The sequence below is a fragment of the Vibrio barjaei genome, from assembly GCF_001639065.2.
In the GTDB taxonomy this organism is placed as follows: Bacteria; Pseudomonadota; Gammaproteobacteria; order Enterobacterales; family Vibrionaceae; genus Vibrio; species Vibrio barjaei.
Genome location: NZ_LQXO02000005.1, coordinates 343,155 through 364,257, shown reverse-complemented (window position 1 = coordinate 364,257; position 21,103 = coordinate 343,155). Strand labels below are relative to the sequence as shown.

Genomic DNA, 21,103 nt, shown 5'->3' with positions numbered 1-21,103 from the left:
GGTGTTACTTTGCGACAACGACTCGACTACGCCCTGAATCACAGCAAAGCAGGCCCAAACTGAATACTGAGTGACGCCAATCTGTCACTACCGTGTCATTCAGCCTAGCTTACTTTTGCATTAATAAAAATTTACTTCATAGATCAAGATCGCAAAAAAATATATTTTCACTTAATAACTAAAAGGACAATAGCAACGTTTAGAAGGTAACGAAAATGCGCCCAGATCCACTAAGGGCGCATCAATTAACTGTGTGCTTGGGTGCTGTCTCGAATGATGACTTGCACTGGAGGGATGTCGTAGTTTGGTTTATTGCCACTAATGAGGTCGAGTAGGTACCTGACGCCGATCTCTCCCATTTCCGCAAATGGTTGGCGTACTGTAGTTAGACGGGGAATGTAGTATTCATCAATAGGAAGATCATCAAAACCAATTACCGAAACGTCTTCAGGGACTCGCAAACCGTACTGATGCAATGCTTGAATTGCGCCAAATGCACTATGATCATTAGCTGCAAATATTGCAGTGGGTTTGGCACCACTTTTTAAGGCAGTCGTCAGATTTTGGAAAGCATTTCTTGATTCAAAGTGACCGTCGATAACCATACCTGGTTCTGCGACCAGTCCAGCATTTTTGAGCGAGCGCAAATAACCGGCCACACGATTTTCAGAGTCAATATTGCCACTTGGGCCCGTCAAATGCATGATTTTCTTATGACCTAGCTGCACCAAATGGTTAGTGGCAAGGTAACCACCCATTTCATTATCAACGTTTATAAGAGGTAGAATTCCCTTACCTCTACGACACATCAATAACGTTGGGATTTTCCCTGTTAGTGCTGCGATATCTTCTTCAGCCAAATCACCACCGACAACGATAATGCCATCCACTTGTCGTGAAACCAGATCTTGAAGCTCGTGACGTTCACGGCTCTGTTCCCAGTTCGTGGTTTCGATAATAATGTCGTAACTGTGGTTACGCATTCTTCGGTCCATGCCATATAGAATACGACTTACATAGGGGGTATCAAAAGAAGGTGCGACGACACCGATCTTCATGTTCCGTTTTGTCTTAGGCTGGGCTTTACGACCTTTAGGTTTAAAACCAAGATCAAAGATAGCCTTTTCAATGGTATCGACTTTATCTTTAGCAATGAAAGTCGTTCGATTTAAATAACGTGAGACGGTACTTGGCGAAACGCCAGCCTTTCTAGCGACGTCGTATATGGTAGTTTTTTTCTCTTTCATATGGCCGATTTCACCGCATTCCTTTGTGTACTATTTCGGACAATTACCTCCACAGGAGGGACTTGATAGTTTGGCTTAATTCCACTAATCAAATCAAGAGCATAACGTATCGCAATAGATCCCATGATTTCGAGTGGCTGTTTAACCGTGGTGAGTTGTGGAATTAGGTAGCTGGAAAATGGCAGATCATCAAAACCTATGAGTGAGATGTCATTCGGAACAGAATAGCCCTTTTGGTCTAACGCCTGAATCGCCCCATAGGCGCTCTCATCATTAGATGCGAAGATAGCCGTAAACTCAATCCCTTGCTCAATTGTCTCTTTAACCACTTCAAGCGACTGCTCCGACTTAAATTCACCTTCAACAATTAACTCATCCAGTACTTCGATTCCCGCTTTTTCTAAGCTCCGTTTATACCCCACTACCCGTTCATCAGAATCATTATTACCAATGGCTCCGCGAAGATGAAGGATTCTGGTGTGACCTAACTGAATCAAATGATTAGTCGCTAAATAGCCACCAAGCTCATTATCGACTAAGACTTGAGGAATACCAGTAATGCTATCTGTAGGAGCAAGGTAGACTGGGCTTCCCAATAGCAATACCGGCGTTTTGCCAAGGATCGTTTTTACTTCAGCATCATTGAGATAGCTACCAATTAACACAATAGCATCGGCATTTCGCTGTTTAAACTGTTTGAGGATCTCAGTTTCGCGCGCTTTATTCCAATGGCTCGTTTCAACAATGATCTGGTACGAATGGTTGAGCACAGTGCTGTCCATGCCCTTTAATATTCTCGCGATATGTGGACTATCAAATGATGCAGCGACGACACCAATCGACATACTGCGCTTGCTGATAGGTTGCGATTTTCGAGGTTTACTTTTGAACCCAGACTCAAACATCGCTTCTTCGATAGCACGCACTTTATCTTTGGCAATGAAGCTGGTTCGATTTAAGTAACGAGAAACAGTACTAGGAGAGACACCCGCTCGTCTTGCTACCTCGGTTAAGGTAACTTTGCTTTCCTTTTCTTTTTTCATAGTCCTACCGACATCAGCGCCCATAAAAAAGCGCCTAAACATAGACGCTTTATAACTTACTCGAAACGGCGGGGTCAAACCGAGAGCGTTAACAAGTATTTCGGTTAAAGTCGCTCGGTTTCATCCAGCCTTGCAACGCACTCGCCTCTCCCAATGACTTGCCATTTGATTCGATCACTGACTTATACCAAAGTGCAGAGTCCTTCGGCGTTCTCTTCATCGTTTCATAATCAACGTGAACCAGACCAAAGCGCTGCTTGTAACCTTCCGCCCATTCAAAGTTATCGAGTATTGACCACTGGAAGTATCCCATGATGTCGACACCATTCGCGGCCGCTTCTTTCAAACCTAATAAGTAACGATGCAAGAAGTCGATGCGAGTCGTATCATGTACTCTACCGTCTAAACTGACCCAATCATTGGTGCTAAGTCCATTTTCGGTGACAATAATCGGCTTGTTATAACGCTCATATAAAAATTCAGTGCCCCACTTGAGTGCTTCAGGCGTAATCGGCCAATCGAAATGGGTCTTCGGATAGTTATTCGGATACTCCACAACTTCCGGTGTCCCATCAGCTGCTGCCCGTACCATTTCCGAGCTGTAGACATTAATGCCAACAAAATCCAAAGGCTGACAAATGGTTTCCATATCACTGGGTTTGATAATAGGTGCATCAGCGCCAAATAATGCCAATCCATCCTCTGGATATTCACCTTTAAATGCAGGGTCCATCCACCAACTCGCGTTAAACATTTGTTTATTAACAACATTAAAGGTATGCGCTCTTGCAGCAGCAATATCTTCTGGGCTGTTGGACATAGGTACGGCGGTTCGGAAACAAGGTGCTGCCCCGACCTTAGCTGGGCGTTTCGAATTCGATCGAATCACTTGTGTCGCTTTACCATGGGCAAGTAGTGCATTGTGCCATGCACGATTTACTTCCTTCACTGGGAGTTCAAGACCTGGAGCATGCATTCCGGTTTGGTGGCCAAGCCCAATGAAACATGCTTGCTCATTTAACGTAAACCAGTTTTCCACTCGGTCTGATAAACGGTCAACAATCACTCGGGTATATTCAGCAAACCAGTCGCTAGAATCGTCGTTTAACCATCCTCCTTTGTGGAACAGCGCCATTGGATAGTCCCAATGAAATAACGTCACCCACGGTGAAATACCTTTAGCTAGCAATTCATCAACCAAACGGTCGTAAAAATCCAACCCTTGAGTATTCACTTTGCCTGTTCCCTCTGGCATAACCCTTGGCCACATAATGCTCAATCGATACGCCTGTAGAGCGATTGACTGCATGATTTTTACATCTTCTTCATAACGATTGTAGTGGTCGCAAGCCATAAATCCGGTGTTTCCACCTTTTACAAAACCATCACGGCGAGAGCACATGTCCCAGACTGAATCTGCACAGCCATCAATACCTTGGGTATTGCCCTCAATTTGATAGCTGGCAGCAGCTGCTCCCCAAATAAAATCATCTTTAAACGCCATTGTCTCTCCTTAATCTCATCTGCTTTGGTTTGTGTGACTTACTACACTTCACGCTTGCTTTGTAATCACTCAAGGCTAAACAAATTAGTGCATTAATTGAGTGATGTTGGTCTCACTACTTTTGCCGCACGTTTTATTTGTATCGAAACCATGAACAATATTTGGAAATACAACAACGCCATGAAATATATTTTAAATGATAGATTTAAATACAAGTATATCAATTACTTATCATGAAAAATATTTCACATTAAGTTAGGTTTATAAGTTATACATGGTGGATTAGATCACAAAAAATCTCATTATTGTCCGCTAGCATAAATTTAGAAATTCACTCGCTGCATGTTTGTCATGTCCATATTCAGTCGGATTTATAGAGAGACCTTAAGCAACAATGAAATTAGATGATACGTATTACGAAAAGCTGTACGCTGGTATCTTAGGCAAGATAATTGGAGTGTATGCAGGAAGACCTTTTGAAGGTTGGGTTAACGAACATATCGTTGACCAATTCGGTGAGATAAACCGCTACGTCAACGAACAAGTTAATCATCCTCTTATCGTCAGTGATGACGACATTACCGGCACCTTTATGTTCACCCACGCTTTGGAAGATCATGAGTATCGCTCTGACTTTTCTAGTCGGCACCTTGGTCAATCTTGGCTTGATAATTTAATCGAGGGTAAAACCATTCTTTGGTGGGGCGGTTATGGGCAATCGACCGAGCACACCGCTTGGCTCAATTTAAGAAATGGCTTTGAAGCACCACATAGCGGCTCAATAGAGACCAACGGTAAAACCGTCGCAGAGCAAATAGGCGCGCAGATTTTTATTGATGGCTGGGCGCTCATCAACCCTGCAATGCCTGATAAAGCCGCGCATATGGCAACTGAAGCAGCTAAGGTTAGCCACGACGGTGAAGCCGTTCATGCCGCAGTTCTACTTGCCGTTATGGAGTCTCAAGCGTTTATTGAAACCGACTTGCACGCTCTCATCGACCTCGGCTTGAGTTATATCCCCAAAGAATCGAAAATTGCTGAAGTCATTAACGCTGTTCGTGGCTGGCATGAAGAGAATCCACGTGATTGGAATTGGGCATTTTCGCAGCTTAAAACTCACTATGGTTACGACAAGTTTGACGGCACTTGTCATGTAATTCCCAACCATGGATTAATCATTTTATCTCTTCTTTACGGAGGTGAAAGCTTCCACGAATCAATGAAAATTGTGAATACATTAGGTTGGGATACCGACTGTAACGCGGCGAACGTAGGTTGCCTCAACGGAATTCGATTAGGCTTAGCCGCTCTTGATGATGGCTTTGATTGGCGCACACCGGTAGCGGATAGAATCCTTCTTCCAAGTGCCAATATTCAAGATCATATTTTCGATGCCGTTCAGGAAGCCGATAAGCTCTACGCGATCGCTCATCAGTTACACTATAATGAGCGCCTACCCAAACGTCCTAGATTCCACTTTACACCTAAAGGGTCATTGCAAGGTTTTGCTATTAACCCTAACTTGAACTATAACCAAAACGCACGCCTTAGCAACTATGAACAAGCGCTGCGCCTAGACTTCTCGCATTTGGTATGTGGTGTCCCGTTGCAAGTGAGTACCGCAACACATACGCCACTTGACAGTAAAGTAAACGAATCGTCATATCACATTGTCGGCAGTCCTACACTCTACCCGTCTCAAACTATCGAGGCGAGCGTGTCAGGCGCAACCGATTATGACCACGCCAGTGTCAGTTTCTACGTCGAAACTTACGACAGCCAAATGAACGTTGAGCGTATTTTTAGTGAACCATTCACTTTGTCAGCGCAGCCACAAACTCATCAGTGGACACTACCAAAACTCGATAACGTAATGATTGCCACCATTGGGCTGCAAATTAGTAACCCACATTCAGGAAACGATGCTGGATATATAAAGCTGCATTCATTGGACTGGCAAGGCACACCATCGCAAACCATAGGCATTGATAGCAACCCTATCCATGAAATATGGGAAAGCAGCTTTATCAATACTATGGATACCTGCATCAAGTTCGACAATCAAGATATCTACCGCTTAGTCAATAACGACGCGTCTCACCCTGGGCTCTACATATACGGCAGTAAAGACTGGCACGACTACTCTTTATCTATCGCGCTTAAGCCTCAGATAAAACAAGCTTTTGGTCCTATAGTTCGCTACCAAGGGTTGGAACGTTACTACCGAGTCGAGCTCAATACGGATGATCAGATTTCATTGATACGTAGAGAGTTTGGCAAAGACGTCGTTATCGCCATCGAGCCATTCCAATGGCAACCACACAAGCGCTATCACTTCGACATATCAGTGAACGGCAATTTGTTTGCTTGCTCGATTAACGGTAAACAAGTTCTGACGTCAATTGATGAAACCATGCCTGAGACCTATCAGTCTGGCGGCGTAGGTTTTTATAACCAATTGGGCCCGGTGCACTTCACGGACATGACGGTAGTCGCACTCTAGAACAAACTAACGCTTACCTGACCTAGCGGCCATATTGGTCGCTAGCATCAACCGCAAAGTGACTCAGCACTGAAGAACAAAAACTGAGCGCTTACCCTAACAAGAAAGAGATAGAGCAATGAAAACAGCATTAAAATACTCCAAACTTGTCTCTGCTATCGCGCTAGCAACACTGTCTGGCACGGCATGGGCGCAAACAACGCTAAATGTGGCAGCATTTGCAAACTACGACCAGGCAATTCGTATGGCGATCCCGATGTTTGAAAAAGAGAATCCAGACATCAAAATCAACCTAACCTCCTTGGCATTCGATGATCACCACACAGCGATGACAACCTCACTGTCGACGGGTGCGAACGTACCCGATGTAATGGCAATTGAAGTGGGCTATATCGGACGATTCGCCAACGCAGGCGGCTTGGAAGATCTTAATCAACCACCTTACAACGCAGGCGCATTTGCTGATACTTTCTCACCATTTACAGTACCTCTAGGCCAAAACAACAAAGGCGAGCAATCAAGCTTACCGGTTGATATCGGTCCGGGTGCGATTTTCTATCACAGTGAAGTATTGGCCAAAGCTGGTGTGACCCAAGAAGAACTGCTGCGTGACTGGGACTCATTCATTGAGTCTGGCAAGAAAATCAAAGAGAAAACAGGCTCCTACCTTGTTGCAGACGCAGTGGACATTAAAGATATCGTTATCCGCTCTGGCCTCAAAGACGGCGAATCTATCTACTTCGATCAAGACAACAAAATCATGGTCGAGTCAGATCGTTTTAAAGAAGCTTTCAAACTCGCAAAACAAGTGCGTGATGCTCATCTCGATGCGCAGGTAAAAGCATGGAGCACGGAGTGGACCGAAGGTCTGCGTCGCGGTGATATTGCCAGCCAGATGATGGGCTCTTGGCTTGGTGGTCACTTTAACGGCTGGATTTCTCCGGGAGAAAACGTCTGGCGCACCGCAGACCTTCCTGCCAATACATTTGCAAGCTGGGGTGGCTCATTCTTGGCAATTCCAAAGCGCGCGGAGCACAAAGATGAAGCGTGGAAGTTCATTGAGTTCATGAGCCAACGTGTTGATATTCAGATGGAAGTGTTCGAGCAGCTTAATATCTTCCCTTCTCTTATCGAAGCGCAAAATTCCGAATTTATGGAACAACCTGTTGAATACTTAGGTGGTACTCAAGCTCGCATGCAATGGAAACTGGCCGCTGCCAACATCCCAGCAATTAAGGCACATCGACATGACCCTATCGCCGAGCAGATCGTCGATGACGCGCTTCAATCGGTACTGACTCGTAATGTAGAGATCGATAAGGCGCTATCAGATGCCGCGCGTCAAATTAAGCGCCGCGCTCGTCGTTAATCCCGTTCCATCAATTTTTAAGACATACTCCTAGCGGTTGCTAGGAGTGATGCTCGATTTAGGTAAGTAGAAAACTATGGCTTCTGTAACATTTAAGAACTTAAAAAAGCGCTACGGCAAAACTGAAGTCGTTAAGCAGTTTGATCTGCATATTAACGATGGTGAGTTTGTCGTATTTCTAGGGCCATCTGGCTGCGGCAAATCCACGACGCTACGCATGTTGGCAGGATTAGAGGAGATTTCTGAGGGCGAGATCTATATCGGAGACCGCTTAGTCAACGACCTTCACCCAACAGATCGTGATACCGCTATGGTGTTTCAAAGCTATGCCCTATACCCACATATGACGGTAGAGCAGAACATTGCTTTTCCTCTTAAAATGGCTGGTCGCAGCAAAGATGATATCAAACAACAAGTTGCTGCCGTAGCGGACTCCTTGGAACTCACTCCGTTACTCAAACGTTATCCTAAAGCCTTATCTGGTGGCCAAAGACAGCGCGTAGCAATGGGACGAGCGATGGTACGTGTCCCTTCCGTATTTCTGTTTGATGAACCACTATCAAACCTAGATACCAAATTAAGAGGCAGCATGCGCGCTGAAATCAAAGCGATGCATCAGAAGTTAAAAACAACCACGCTATACGTTACCCATGACCAAGTGGAAGCCATGAGCCTCGCCGATAGAGTCGTGATTTTAAAAGATGGCTACGTGGCACAAATTGGCACACCTAAAGAGATTTTCGACGCACCATCGTGTCGTTTTGTCGCAACCTTTATCGGTAGCCCTGAAATGAACATGATTCCCGCGACTATGCCTCACTCACGTGGACTGAATATCAGCAATCAAGTTGTTGAACTTGACCGCTGTTTGCACAATTCACATGAAGGCATCGAGTATGGAGTACGTCCAAGCGATTTGTATCTTAATAAACAAGCCATTGAATCAGATAGCATAGCCAGCGTTAAAGTACGCTTGATTCACGCTGAACTTCTTGGATCTATGTATCACTTACACTGCCAGTTAGGTGACAACAAAATTCTTGCCGAAATCGATTCGTCAGACTCCCTCACTCGACTTGAAGGTGAAGACATCGAACTGTTTTTCGATGTTAAACGAACGCATGTATTTAATGCCGAAGGCAAAGTTTTACATGCAGCCTAATCGAGTATCGTTACAGGAAGTCCAACATGTCTGTTAGCATAACCTCTACCAATAAACCCAGTGAAAATACTGGTACTTGGCATCAATGGCGAGCCAAGAGTCATAAATGGGTACCCTACCTGTTTATTAGTCCATTTTTCATTATTTTCTTAGCATTTGGTGTATTCCCAATGCTGTTCTCTCTCTACCTTTCCTTTCATTATTGGGAGCCAGCGGCTGGTCTCAGTGCGATGGAATGGGTGGGCTGGGAAAACTACCAATTTGCGCTTACCGACGATTGGTTTCACAAATCACTCTACAACACATTCTGGATGGCACTGGCGTCAGGCGTTCCGCAACACCTAGTCGCTATTCCGCTGGCTTTCTTCATCCATACCAGTTTTAAGCGTGCCAGAAATGGAGTCATTGGCGTTTACTTTTTGCCTTACATTACTTCAACTGTTGCCGTGGCGATGATCTTTACTACGCTATTTTCACGAGATTACGGCTTAGTAAATATGGTACTTACCTCTATAGGTACGATCTCCATTGGCGGCATAGAGCCGTTTGCGTGGATCTTCCCAACGCAAAACATTGACTGGAATCAGCCCGAATATACTAAAGGCATGATTTCATTCGTGGTGTTTTGGCGCTATGTGGGTTGGAATACCATTCTCTATCTCTCAGCGATGCAAACCATTCCAAAAGACCTGTATGAAGCTGCCACCATCGATGGTGCAAGCAAAATAAAGCAGTTCTTCTACATTACGCTGCCAATGCTTAAACCGATGATGTTCTTTGCGATTACGCTGTCGATCATTGGTAGTCTACAGATTTTCGAAGAACCCTTCATCATTACTAATGGGACGGGCGGTATAGACCAAGCCGGTAAATCTGCGGCTATGCATATGTACATTACTGCATTCCAAGAAGGTGATTTTGGTACTGCCTCCGCGATCTCTTGGATTCTATTTATGATTATTGCCGCTCTATCTTGGGGCAACAACAAACTGTTCTCTGAGAAAAACCGAGGAGCAAACGATGAAGACTAATTTCTCTGCAGGACAAATCACCGCCTACAGTTTCGTCGCCTTTGGCGCGATCGTTATGTTAGCTCCGTTTTACTTTATGTTCGTTTTTGCGACTCACGATAATACGGCCATTATGTCCGTGCCGCCTCCACTATGGTTTGGTGACGAGTTAGGCAACAACTTGACCGCGCTCATTGATTACTTACCCTACTTTTGGAAAAACTTAGGTTGGAGTTTCTACATTGCCGCCATTACAACAGCCTTGAATCTGCTGTTTTGTTCACTTGCTGGCTATGCATTTGCTATGTTTGAGTTTCGATATAAAAAGATGCTGTTCGTGTTCATTATGGGCACACTCATGCTACCCGCGTTTTTGAGCATGATTCCGACCGCATTGATCATGTCGATTCTCGGTTGGATGAATACGCCGAAAGCGCTCTATGTCCCTATGGCATGTGGGGCGATGGGCATCTTCTTGATGAGACAATATATCGGCAGTGCTATTCCAAGAGAGCTGATTGAAGCGGCAAGAATGGACGGCTGTAGCGAGTTCGGAATTTACTGGCGCATTGTCGTGCCATTGATCAAACCTGCGTTGGGTACGCTGGGTCTTGTGGTATTCATTGGTCAATGGAACAACTTCATGGGTCCACTGGTTGTTATGAATGATATGGAAATGTACACCGTTCCGCTCGCGTTGCGCGCGTTGCAAGGCAGTACAGGTCTGGTTCCATACGGCGCAATTTTCAGTGGTGTCGCCATCGCCGTGCTACCGCTCATGGTGATGTTTGTGATCAGCTCTCGTAAGCTCATCGACGGCTTAACCGCAGGAGCCGTGAAAGGTTAATCCTACCTAGCTGGGCGCTTAATACCTAAGCGCCCTTTGTTCTGTCCTCCGCCGCTCAATTCACCAGCAACCAAATTTCATATGGTTGTATAGCCATCTCTTTCAATCTATAGTGTTTGCCTATAACTACAATATAAATGACCCAAGGATTAGGAGTGGTAACATGAAAAAGTATCAAGCATTATTGGCAATGAGCGCTCTTATAGTGATTGCAGGTTGTGCACCATCAAATGAATATCGCAATAACCAAGAAATTGGAAACAAAATGGAGCAAGACGCTCAGCGTGAAAAAGAGATTTGCACCGCACTAGGCGATATTAACTGTGCTCAACAGTAACCAATTCTACCCTCTTACGCGTGGTAAGAGGGTGACTTCTCTTACTCTTCCTGATAGTAGTCAATTACGGCTAGCAAACCGATTAATGCCGCATTGTAGTCAATGGCAAACTCATTCACGGCGTATGACTTTTCATCATCAACATAACTCAGCATTCCCAAGTCTTTAGGCGCGATGCCTGCTTGCCCTTTTATATTTGGTCCTCCTACCAAGAAACCCGGTAGACTTACGCCTGTACCAATTCGATACAAATGATGGAGATGTCTCACTGCATGCGTCCCAAAGTGGGTCACGTAACTCATATTAAAACCATTCGCACCAAGCAAGTAATCTAGCTGCGCTTGAACCAACCACTGGTAATCCCGTTTACCAGAGATAATATCGCTCCAAGCAAGCAAGATACCAATCTCGGCAACCATTTTGTTGGAACCCCAAATGAACTTTCGGTTGGCAACATGGAAGGGTGATTGCTGAGCGCTCTTAGCATAATCACGCGCGACACTATCGAGATCCCTTTTCATAGATTCAACCAACTTGGTGTTGGTTTCAGTCATAATGTGCCATACCCCCATAAGCGCTGGATTTTTCCATTCAAAAAAATCGAGCATTGGGCGTCCGGTGGCAACAAGCTGGGAATAATGCGACTCAACATAGGACAGATAACTCTCTTTGTTAGCTGTGATATAGAGTTCTGCTGCCGCCCAAATTCTATCGTCGACGTCGGTCTCCAGCGCAATTTCTTTATCAAACTGGTTGTAAATGTAAGGGCCAGAACCACTGTCGTCCTCTTTTTGCCAATCGATATATTGCTCAGGTTGAGTCTCTAAATAACGCCATGCCAATTCTGCCGCAGCGAGCATTTGCTTTGACAAGGTTTTATCAAATGGTTGATAGATGCGCGATGCGAACGCTAGTGTAGCGGCTAACTTTGCGGTATCTGGCGTACTGACGCCATAGATATATCGAGTTTGGGTATCCAACCAAGGTGGAATTTTAGCAGGCCACGTCGCACCAGATAGCTTGCGATACACTGCTCCGTCTTTGCGCTGCATCTTCATCATCCAGTTCAGCTCATATAGCGCTTCAACTAAGATTGGGGGCATTTCTCCGTTAGGAGAATCAAACTGATTCGGTGACTGTCGATAAGCTTCAAGCATTCTCGCTACGGTAATTGTCGCCGTGGCGATATATTTACCAAAGTCACCAGCATCATACCAACCACCACTGGCATCAATAACTGTCCCTTTAGGATTAAACTCATCACCACGAAAAATCTCACCATCTTTGATATGACTTGGCGGCCTTGCCATGCCTGTCACGGGCGAATACACGGCCTCACCAGAGCGCTGCAAAAACAACGCGTGAACTAAAGCAGTTTGCAATCCTTGATAAACATTGGGTTTTATTTCGAAGGGAACCGAACGCTTCTCTATTGATTTTAGGACATACCAGCCAGGTTCGGTGACAACAGAAAAATCAGCAACATAAACCGGTTTGCCGTTGGGTAAATGGCTATTGTAGGTCAGAGGAAACCGAGCGACCTTAGCGTCCTTGGGAAGGGCGAGCAGATCAAGGTGCTTGTTTTCTGGATCGACCCAATACGCCCGTTTATTTGCGGTAGGCTCATAACCTAATTGGTTAACGACAATCTCGTTGGCGTACGTCACCCAAGACAGCATCACAGTAGCCCAGACCAAAAAACCTTTCATCGCGACTCCTATGCTGTTTTCCACCGAGAATATCGTTTGAAAGCAGTCTAGTAGTCGGTTGATTGGTTTCCAGTAAACCCGCGATCAATTGCTTTAAATATTGCGGGAAGTCAAGGGAGGCAATGACTTCAGATAAAAACGGCTACGCTGACCTATCTCATCTTTAGTTTTCTTGGGATAAGTTCAACTCCGTGCTTGTAACGTTTCGCAGACGCATTTAAAGCAAGCTCCAAAGCACTATCGCAAATTAGCTCAAACTGCTGAGGCAAAGAATTTACTTTGGTCGGAAGAAAATCCAATAAACGGTTGTCACCAAATGTGGCGAGTTTAATCTTGTTCATTAATTCAGGCTGTTCAATAAGGACATCCAACACACCCTCAAGCAAGGTATAAGACGTTGTGACAATAGCATCAGGAATAGAGTTCGACTCAACCCAGTCACTAAACACACGCTTACCTTCGTCGTTGTTAAAGTGCTCACCATAAGTTACGTAACACTCGATACCCGCATCTTTCGCCGCAGACTCAAAGCCCAACTGACGTTCACGAGAAATATTCAGTTCAGGCAGTGCTCCGATAAGTCCAACCGATTGAGTGCTGCTATCGATAACCGAGTTAGTGAGTTCAAACGCTGCACCAAAATCTTCACTGATCACGCAACTAAAGTGTTCATCATCCAACGAACGGTCAATCGCAATCACAGGGGTACCACGATTTTGGATCGTAAGATAAAAGTCACTTGCTTCTGTAATAGCACTGGCAACAAACAACGCATCAATTCGACGAGAAACTAAGGCATCCGCTACAAGTTTCTCCGTTTCTGGATCATCATCTGAGCAACCGATTAGAATTTGGAAACCTGCTTTACGAGAGTTTTGTTCGAGCAGTTTTGCAATGCGTGCGTAACTGGTGTTTTCCAAATCAGGAATGATTAGGCCAAACGAACGGCTATGACCTGCACGTAATGATGACGCAGCATGATCTGGACGGTAATTATGCTGTTCGACGACTGCCATTACCTTTTTTTGGGTTTTTTCAGAAATTCGATATTTCTGTGCTTTACCGTTGATTACATAGCTTGCTGTGGTCTTTGAGACCCCCGCTAACTTCGCTATTTCATCTAAAGTCATAACTCGATCCTTTTTGTGCGATGGATCATATAAATGAATTCCAACCTAACTGACAAGTTGAATTATAAGCTGAATCGGTTCAGTATAAAAGCTGAAAGGATTCAGCAAAGTTCACAGTTTTGAAAACTGACCTATATTTACAGTGACGTAGTCAGAGAAAAATGTCAGTAAACATAGGAACTAGCGCGGCAAAGTCGGTACAGCAAATACGCTTTGCTGAATTTTTTTAAAATTTTGCTGAATCGATTCAGTTGAGCTTAAAGCAGAACAAAGAGTCGATTCAAGAACAAGAATAACGTGGGTGAGCGAACATGCTTGAACTAAACAGTAACAACATCAAATTAAATCAATCGTCGGACGACAAACTAAGCGCAATCAAGGTGATTGCTGCTGATCTAACAGAAAAGGGCTTAGTTCAAGAAGGTTATGTCGACGGTATGCTCAATCGTGAAGGCCAAAACTCTACCTTTTTGGGCAATGGTATTGCCATTCCACATGGCACAACAGACACACGCGACCTTGTAAAACAAACTGGCGTTGCTATTCATCACTTCCCTAACGGTGTTGATTGGGGCGACGGCAACACAGCATACATAGCGATTGGTATTGCAGCAAAATCAGATGAGCACTTAGGCATCCTAAAACAGCTCACCAAAGTGTTGTCTGCAGATGGCGTTGAACAAAAGCTTAAACAAGCAAAGTCAGCAAACGAAATCATCGCACTACTTAATGGTGACGTTCAGCTTGAGGCAGATTTTGACGCATCACTTATCCAGCTGAACTTCCCTGCAAGCGACATGGTTCAAATGGCAGCAGTCGCAGGCGGTCTGCTAAAAAATACTGGCGGTGCTGGAAAAGAATTCGTTGCGGACCTTGTGACTAAATCCCCTACTCATCTAGGTAAAGGCTTGTGGCTAGTGAGCAGCGATAAGGCGGTGACTCGCACAGGTATGGCGTTTGTTTCAACCATCAATCAATGTGAGTTAGACGGCACGCCAGTACACGCTCTGATCGCATTCGCAGCTTGCAACAACGCTCACCAATCTATGCTTAACAAAATCACGGAAGTGGTATTTAAGCAAGAGCAAGAAAAGTTACTGTCACTATCCGCGGAACAGGTGCTGGGTTTCTTCACTGGTGAAGAGGTAGCAAGTGCCGATGCGACTGACGGAAACGTTGCCGTATTTAAGATTAAGAATGCACATGGTTTGCACGCTCGTCCTGGTGCAATGCTAGTGGCAGAAGCGAAGAAATTCGAATCAGCCATTACGGTTTCTAACCTAAACGGTGAAGGTAAAGCGGTTAACGCGAAGAGCCTAATGAAAGTGATTGCTCTAGGTGTGAAACATGGTCACGAATTGCAGTTCTCTGCTGAAGGCCCAGATGCAGCAGAGGCATTAGAAGCCATTGGTAAAGCGATCGCTTCCGGCCTTGGTGAAGGTTAAGGAGCTCGTCATGACAGCACAAACTAATAAAGTGGTAACCATCACACTTAACCCCGCTCTCGATCTAACAGGTAGCTTAGATACCTTAAACACGGGCTCAGTCAGTCTGGTTAATCAAGGTTCTCTGCACGCTGCGGGAAAAGGTGTCAACGTAGCAAAAGTGCTTAGTGATTTAGGCGCAGACGTTACTGTGACTGGTTTTCTAGGCAGTGACAACCAAGAGTTGTTCTGCCAACTGTTCGAACAAATGGGTGCCAAAGACCATTTTATTCGAGTCTCAGGTTCCACTCGTATCAACGTGAAATTGGTCGAGCAAAACGGCGCGGTAAGCGACATTAACTTCCCTGGTGTAGAAGTCAACGAAGCGGCAATCCGTCAATTTGAAGCCACGCTTGATGAGTTAATGCAAGAGCACGATTACTTTGTCTTCGCGGGCAGTTTACCTCGCGGTATTAGTAGCGAGCAATGTGCAAATTGGATTGAACGATTAGAGCAAAAAGGTAAACGCGTACTGTTCGACAGCAGCCGCGATGCACTCGCCAAAGGTCTAGATTCTAAACCATGGCTAATCAAGCCTAACGACGAAGAACTGTCTCAGTTCGTTGGTCGTCATTTAGACACTCAAGAACAATGTTTAGAAGCAGCAGAGTCGCTTTCAGACAAAGGCATTGCCAACATTGTTGTTTCTATGGGTGCCGATGGCGTGCTTTGGCTTGAAAACAACCAATGGCTACAAGCAAAACCACCAAGAATGAATGTCGTTAGCACCGTTGGTGCGGGCGACACTCTGGTTGCAGGACTATGTTGGGGTCACATGCAATCATTCGCTAAAGAAGAATTACTCTCTTTTGCAACTGCACTATCTGCTTTGGCGGTAAGTCAAGTGGGTGTTGGAGTGCCAAGCATTGAAGAAGTTAAATCACTACAACAACAAATACTGTTACAAGAGCTGAGCCGCTAATCGATCCGAATCTTTGATTCTGATTTTGTGGCACTTATGGACACAAAGGTCAAACCTATGAAAATTTCAATTATTACAGCCTGCCCTAGTGGGGTAGCAAATAGCATTATCGCAGCCGGATTGCTCGATCAAGCGGCTAAAGCACTTGGACACGATGCGACTATCGAATGTCACTCAAGTGTTGTTGAAACACAAACACTAACTGACGCGCAAATTGCTGACTCGGAAGTGGTGATTGTTGCTGCAAACGCGCCTGTGGATACACAGCGCCTAGTTGGTAAGAAAGTCTACCAAGCGAACATTTCCGAGTGCACAACGGATCCTAAAGCGTTCCTAGCTAACGCAATCGAAAAAGCAACTGAGCTAACCAAAGGTACATCAGTTACTCCAGTTGCAGTTGAACAAACTGGTGGCGCGAAGAAAATCGTTGCTATCACGGCCTGTCCAACAGGTGTTGCACACACCTTCATGGCAGCAGAAGCACTAGAAGAACACGGTAAACGTCTAGGTCACACAATTAAAGTGGAAACTCGCGGCTCAGTAGGCGCTAAAAACCAGCTGACTGCTCAAGAGATCGCTGATGCTGACTTGGTCATCATTGCCGCTGATATTGAAGTGCCGCTTGATCGCTTTGACGGCAAGCTTTTGTACAAAACCAGTACAGGTCTAGCACTTAAGAAAACTGAACAAGAAATCGATAAGGCCTTCGCTTCAGCGACTACTTACACTCACTCTGGTGCAAGCAACCAAGCAGGCGCAACGGAAGAGAAAAAAGGCGTTTATAAGCACCTTATGACTGGCGTATCTCACATGCTACCTGTTGTTGTAGCCGGTGGTTTGATCATCGCTCTGTCGTTCGTATTCGGTATTGAGGCATTTAAAGAAGAAGGCACACTAGCGGCTGCGCTTATGACCATCGGTGGTGGCAGTGCATTCGCTCTAATGATCCCTGTATTAGCGGGTTTCATTGCTTTCTCAATCGCAGACCGTCCGGGTCTTGCTCCGGGTTTAATCGGCGGTATGCTTGCAAGCTCTACAGGTGCAGGTTTCCTAGGTGGTATCGCAGCAGGTTTCATTGCGGGTTACTCAGCGAAGTTGATTGCTGACAAAGTGTCTCTGCCACAGTCAATGGAAGCGCTTAAACCTATATTGATCATCCCATTCCTAGCAAGTTTGTTCACTGGTTTGGTCATGATCTACATCGTTGGTGGTCCAGTTGCTGGCATCATGGCAGCAATGACTGACTTCCTAAACAATATGGGCAGCGCTAACGCAGTACTTCTAGGTATTATCCTTGGTGCTATGATGTGTTTCGACCTTGGTGGTCCAGTTAATAAGGCAGCATACACCTTTGGTGTTGGTCTACTAGCTTCTCAAACGTACGCTCCAATGGCAGCAATCATGGCTGCAGGTATGGTTCCTGCGTTAGGTATGGGCTTGGCAACGTTCCTCGCTAAAGACAAGTTCGAAGCAGGTGAGCGTGAAGCGGGTAAAGCATCTTTTGTACTAGGTATGTGCTTCATCTCTGAAGGTGCAATTCCATTCGCAGCCAAAGACCCAATGCGCGTTATCCCATCTTGTATGATTGGTGGTGCGTTAACTGGTGCTCTATCTATGTTAGTCGGTGCAAAACTAATGGCACCACACGGTGGTCTGTTTGTCTTACTGATTCCAGGTGCGATCTCACCAGTGCTTATGTACTTAGTGGCTATCGCGGCAGGTACTGCAGTAACTGGTTTCACCTACGCTTTCCTAAAACGCCGTGAAGAAAGCAAAGAAGTGGCGACTGCCTAACCATTTAAAAGTCCAAGTGAGCCCGCTCACTTGGCACAATGCCACCCCCCAAAATAGGCATTTTCAGCGCTGCTCCTCGCAGCGCTTTTTTGTTTCTTTACCAATTACTTGTATTCCCACCCTCTTGACTCCATATTTCTAATAGCTTTTTAACTAACTATAAATTCCATGGAACACCTACTGCGTTTAGCCAACTCAATTCCGCATACCCTCTCGGTCCAAATCCTGCTTGCGATCGTACTATTTCTTGGTTATTACCTGTTTACTAAGTTGGTAAATAGCTGGATTAAACGGTTAGCAGAAACCAAGAAAGTATCTGCCGCTAGAAGCAGTTTTATCCTGAGAACTTTCAATATCGCCTTTGCTTTCATATTTATCGCCATCTTCTCTATCACGGTGGGCGTTGGATATGGCGACTTATCACTGTTCTTCTCTTCAGTATTTGCTGTACTGGGTGTCGCTCTCGTTGCACAGTGGTCAATGCTGAGCAACATAACCGCGAGTTTCTTGATATTTTTCGTCTTTCCCTATCGAGTCGGTGATCGTATCAAGGTGGTTGATAGAGACGAAGATATTTCTGGCATTATTCAAGACATACGAATGTTCCACGTCTTAATTAAGCACGACAGTGGCAACTTAATTACCTATCCAAATAGCCTAATGCTACAGAAAAGTGTTATTAAACTTGCACCCAAGAAAAAGCCGAGTACAACGACTCGACTTTACACAAGAATTAGAAAAGACTCATAAATTAGCTAAGGCGACGTCGGTATGCCGCGATGACAATTAACGCAAGCGATGCGAGCCAAGTGAGAGCCCCTCCACCACCGCCACCAGAGGACGTGTTGGTGGAAATCGTGCCACCAGTGTAGATGACCTGACCATTAACTGATAAATAATCCAATCGCGCTTGTTCATCGGAAACAATAAACGGTGTTTCCGATCCAGCTAACACACTATCAATCCACGTCGCATAATCCGCTATTTCTGTATAGGCCGCCGTAACCAAAGATTGAGGATCACCACACGTCGCTGGACCAAAACTCGTAATACCAACTTGCTGGTAACTACCATTATTGTTCCAGTAAATAGGGCCACCTGAATCTCCTTGACACGTCCCCGCTTTCAGCCCGGTTGATTGACTAACATCGCCACTGAAACAAACCTGCTTATCTGTTAAATTGTTGCCATTCTGAAAGTTTGAAGCACAAACAGCATTGCTTACCCAGAACAGATTCGCCTTTTGCAAAATCGGTGTACCATCTACCCCTGAACGTGTGTTGCCATGCCCTACAGCTACAAAGGTTTCATTAACGTTTCGATAGCTTTGCGTCGTAACACGATTGACATTACTCCCTGAAGAAGCTGGCGATTCCAGTTTCAAAATAGCGATATCGTTAGGGAGTAGTAAGGTAATGTTGTTGTTAAAATCAGGATGAATATATACTTCGGTGACACGGCGTCGGTCCGCGTTCAAGAAATCTCGTTCACTTTCCAACATGGCAACAGCGGATGTGAACAGTAACGCCCCCATATCACCTTCGAGACAATGAGCCGCCGTCATCACATATTCCGACGTTAAGAAGGTTCCCCCGCAATAGGCTCCCCCTGAGTAACGACCATCGTAATCCGTAGAATCAATGTATAAACTGGCAAAAGAGTCAAAATCGTTGATTGAAGCATCTTCACCACCAACAATCATCGGTGCGATATCAATTTCAGCCGCGTTAGATGGCAACGTCACAACACTTAGTGAGCTTAAAAGGGCAAGTACAGCACCGGAATGGTTGGCGAACCATGATTTCATAAAAAACTCCCTTTGCAACCCAACTTATCGACGACGCTATCGGAGCAGTCGTTCATAAATAAGTATAGAGCTCAACTAAGGGAGTTCGAGAAATTGTTGTTAAGTAAGCAGTATCGAAAGTAAGACTCAGACTAGAATTGTCTTTCGGCGTCTCACCCAGCCCAAACTAACCAGTAACGCAACAAAAGAAAAATGCACCGCTCCACCGCCACCAGAGTCCGAAGAAGAACTTGAAGAAGAACCACTATTGCCAGATGAACCAATGTTATAGCCTTTACTGATCAGATAATTACGTCTCGTAGTATCGTTAGACACAAACTTAGCTACTTCTTGCCCATTAAGGACACGGTTAATCCAATCAGAATAATCCCCTATTTCGGTAAACACCGCAGTTACAGAGCGTTTTTTGTCGCCACAAGGTACAGGCCCAAAGCTTGTAATACCAACCTGAACTTGTTGACCATTGTTATCCCAATAAATAGGACCGCCTGAGTCGCCTTGGCAAGTACCTGCTAACAAGTTCGTCGCGCTGCTGTAATCACCTGTGAAGCAAATTTGCTTTGGCGTTAGGTAACTACCATCCGAGAACGCACCTGCACAAACAGTATTGTCCACATAGGTTAGATTCACTTTCTGCAGTACATCAAACGCATCGTGACCATAACTTGTATTGCCATGGCCAACAGCAGTAAACACGCTCGCAGGATTGCGATAGCTTTCATTATTTGGACGGTTTATTGCCGTCCCCACTCCTAATGCAGATTCTAGTTTAAGTATCGCGATGTCGTTGGGTACTAATTTATTAATATCATCAACATAGTCGGATGGATAAAATACCTCAACCACTCGTCTTTTTTCCGAGTTAACGTAATCTGACTCATACTGCAAGTTAGGTGCAACCATTGTAAGTAACTGCGAATCGCGATTGCTATAAACACAATGCGCCGCCGTCAAAACATATTCAGAATTAAGAAGTGTTCCCCCACAATAAGGAGAGGAAGAATAGCCCACCCCATACTCTTGACCGTCCAAATACAAACTGACAAACGACGGATAGTCGGCGACATTCGCGGTATTGCCGTTGACAATATAAGGAGCAGCTTCGACCTGCGCATTGGTTGATGGTGCAAAAGCAAACGCTAACGCGGTATAAGCGAGCGTTGTATAAGCTGACCGTTTAAATGGTAATAATAGAATCACTAGACAGTTACTCCTTGTACACTATCGACGAACTG

17 protein-coding genes are annotated in these 21,103 nt (G+C 45.1%); 10 read left to right on the top strand and 7 right to left on the bottom strand.

From position 1 onward, the window contains the following. Positions 1–245: 245 nt before the first annotated feature. The 3 genes from AWH66_RS02550 to AWH66_RS02540 form a co-directional block, all read right to left on the bottom strand. A complete protein-coding gene (locus AWH66_RS02550; RefSeq protein ID WP_063605123.1) occupies positions 246–1,247 on the bottom strand; it encodes a LacI family DNA-binding transcriptional regulator in 1,002 nt (333 codons plus the stop codon). Further along, positions 1,244–2,290: a substrate-binding domain-containing protein gene (locus AWH66_RS02545; RefSeq protein WP_063605170.1), complete on the bottom strand. Its 1,047-nt coding sequence runs from the start codon at positions 2,288–2,290 to the stop codon at positions 1,244–1,246. The genes AWH66_RS02550 and AWH66_RS02545 overlap by 4 nt, the downstream gene beginning before the upstream one ends. A gap of 88 nt (positions 2,291–2,378) precedes the next feature. Next, positions 2,379–3,794, bottom strand: coding sequence for a GH1 family beta-glucosidase (locus AWH66_RS02540; RefSeq protein ID WP_063605122.1), 1,416 nt, complete (start codon positions 3,792–3,794; stop codon positions 2,379–2,381). Positions 3,795–4,188: 394 nt separating this feature from the next. Between AWH66_RS02540 and AWH66_RS02535 the strand changes: the two genes are divergently transcribed. The 6 genes from AWH66_RS02535 (at position 4,189) to AWH66_RS25855 (ending at position 11,022) form a co-directional block, all read left to right on the top strand. After that, positions 4,189–6,297 carry an ADP-ribosylglycohydrolase family protein gene (locus AWH66_RS02535; protein ID WP_063605121.1) on the top strand — a complete coding sequence of 703 codons (2,109 nt, stop codon included), beginning with the start codon at positions 4,189–4,191 and terminating at the stop codon, positions 6,295–6,297. Between the two features lie 118 nt (positions 6,298–6,415). After that, entirely contained in the window at positions 6,416–7,666 is a 1,251-nt protein-coding gene (locus tag AWH66_RS02530) for an ABC transporter substrate-binding protein (protein ID WP_063605120.1), read from the top strand. 76 nt (positions 7,667–7,742) lie between these two features. After that, positions 7,743–8,828, top strand: coding sequence for an ABC transporter ATP-binding protein (locus tag AWH66_RS02525; RefSeq protein ID WP_063605119.1), 1,086 nt, complete (start codon positions 7,743–7,745; stop codon positions 8,826–8,828). A gap of 26 nt (positions 8,829–8,854) precedes the next feature. Continuing rightward, complete coding sequence (locus tag AWH66_RS02520; RefSeq protein ID WP_063605118.1) at positions 8,855–9,859, top strand: carbohydrate ABC transporter permease; 1,005 nt, start codon at positions 8,855–8,857, stop codon at positions 9,857–9,859. Further along, positions 9,849–10,685, top strand: a complete 837-nt coding sequence (locus AWH66_RS02515; protein ID WP_006069476.1) for a carbohydrate ABC transporter permease — start codon at positions 9,849–9,851, stop codon at positions 10,683–10,685. The genes AWH66_RS02520 and AWH66_RS02515 overlap by 11 nt, the downstream gene beginning before the upstream one ends. Before the next feature lie 163 nt (positions 10,686–10,848). Next, positions 10,849–11,022 (top strand): hypothetical protein, encoded by a 174-nt coding sequence (locus AWH66_RS25855; RefSeq protein WP_167360924.1) that lies wholly within the window; start codon positions 10,849–10,851, stop codon positions 11,020–11,022. A 41-nt stretch (positions 11,023–11,063) separates the two neighbouring features. Here AWH66_RS25855 and AWH66_RS02510 read toward each other — a convergent pair whose 3' ends face one another. Both AWH66_RS02510 and cra read right to left on the bottom strand, forming a co-directional pair. After that, a complete protein-coding gene (locus tag AWH66_RS02510; RefSeq protein WP_063605117.1) occupies positions 11,064–12,731 on the bottom strand; it encodes a glycoside hydrolase family 9 protein in 1,668 nt (555 codons plus the stop codon). A gap of 152 nt (positions 12,732–12,883) precedes the next feature. Continuing rightward, positions 12,884–13,861 (bottom strand): catabolite repressor/activator, encoded by a 978-nt coding sequence (gene cra / locus AWH66_RS02505; RefSeq protein ID WP_063605116.1) that lies wholly within the window; start codon positions 13,859–13,861, stop codon positions 12,884–12,886. A 311-nt stretch (positions 13,862–14,172) separates the two neighbouring features. On the opposite strand from cra, the gene fruB reads away from it, so the two are divergent. The 4 genes from fruB (at position 14,173) to AWH66_RS02485 (ending at position 18,811) form a co-directional block, all read left to right on the top strand. Then, positions 14,173–15,306, top strand: a complete 1,134-nt coding sequence (gene fruB, locus AWH66_RS02500; protein WP_063605115.1) for a fused PTS fructose transporter subunit IIA/HPr protein — start codon at positions 14,173–14,175, stop codon at positions 15,304–15,306. Positions 15,307–15,316: 10 nt separating this feature from the next. Beyond that, on the top strand, positions 15,317–16,267 hold the full coding sequence (gene pfkB / locus AWH66_RS02495; RefSeq protein ID WP_063605114.1) for a 1-phosphofructokinase: 951 nt from the start codon (positions 15,317–15,319) through the stop codon (positions 16,265–16,267). Positions 16,268–16,324: 57 nt separating this feature from the next. After that, positions 16,325–18,061, top strand: coding sequence for a PTS fructose transporter subunit IIBC (gene fruA, locus AWH66_RS02490; protein WP_063605113.1), 1,737 nt, complete (start codon positions 16,325–16,327; stop codon positions 18,059–18,061). Positions 18,062–18,229: 168 nt separating this feature from the next. Then, positions 18,230–18,811, top strand: coding sequence for a mechanosensitive ion channel family protein (locus AWH66_RS02485; protein WP_063605112.1), 582 nt, complete (start codon positions 18,230–18,232; stop codon positions 18,809–18,811). Position 18,812: 1 nt separating this feature from the next. Here the strand turns inward: AWH66_RS02485 and AWH66_RS02480 are convergent, their stop codons facing one another. Together AWH66_RS02480 and AWH66_RS02475 are read right to left on the bottom strand one after the other, a co-directional pair. Continuing rightward, a complete protein-coding gene (locus AWH66_RS02480; protein ID WP_063605111.1) occupies positions 18,813–19,868 on the bottom strand; it encodes a S1 family peptidase in 1,056 nt (351 codons plus the stop codon). Positions 19,869–19,994: 126 nt separating this feature from the next. Further along, positions 19,995–21,068, bottom strand: a complete 1,074-nt coding sequence (locus AWH66_RS02475) for a S1 family peptidase (protein ID WP_063605110.1) — start codon at positions 21,066–21,068, stop codon at positions 19,995–19,997. Positions 21,069–21,103: the final 35 nt, after the last annotated feature.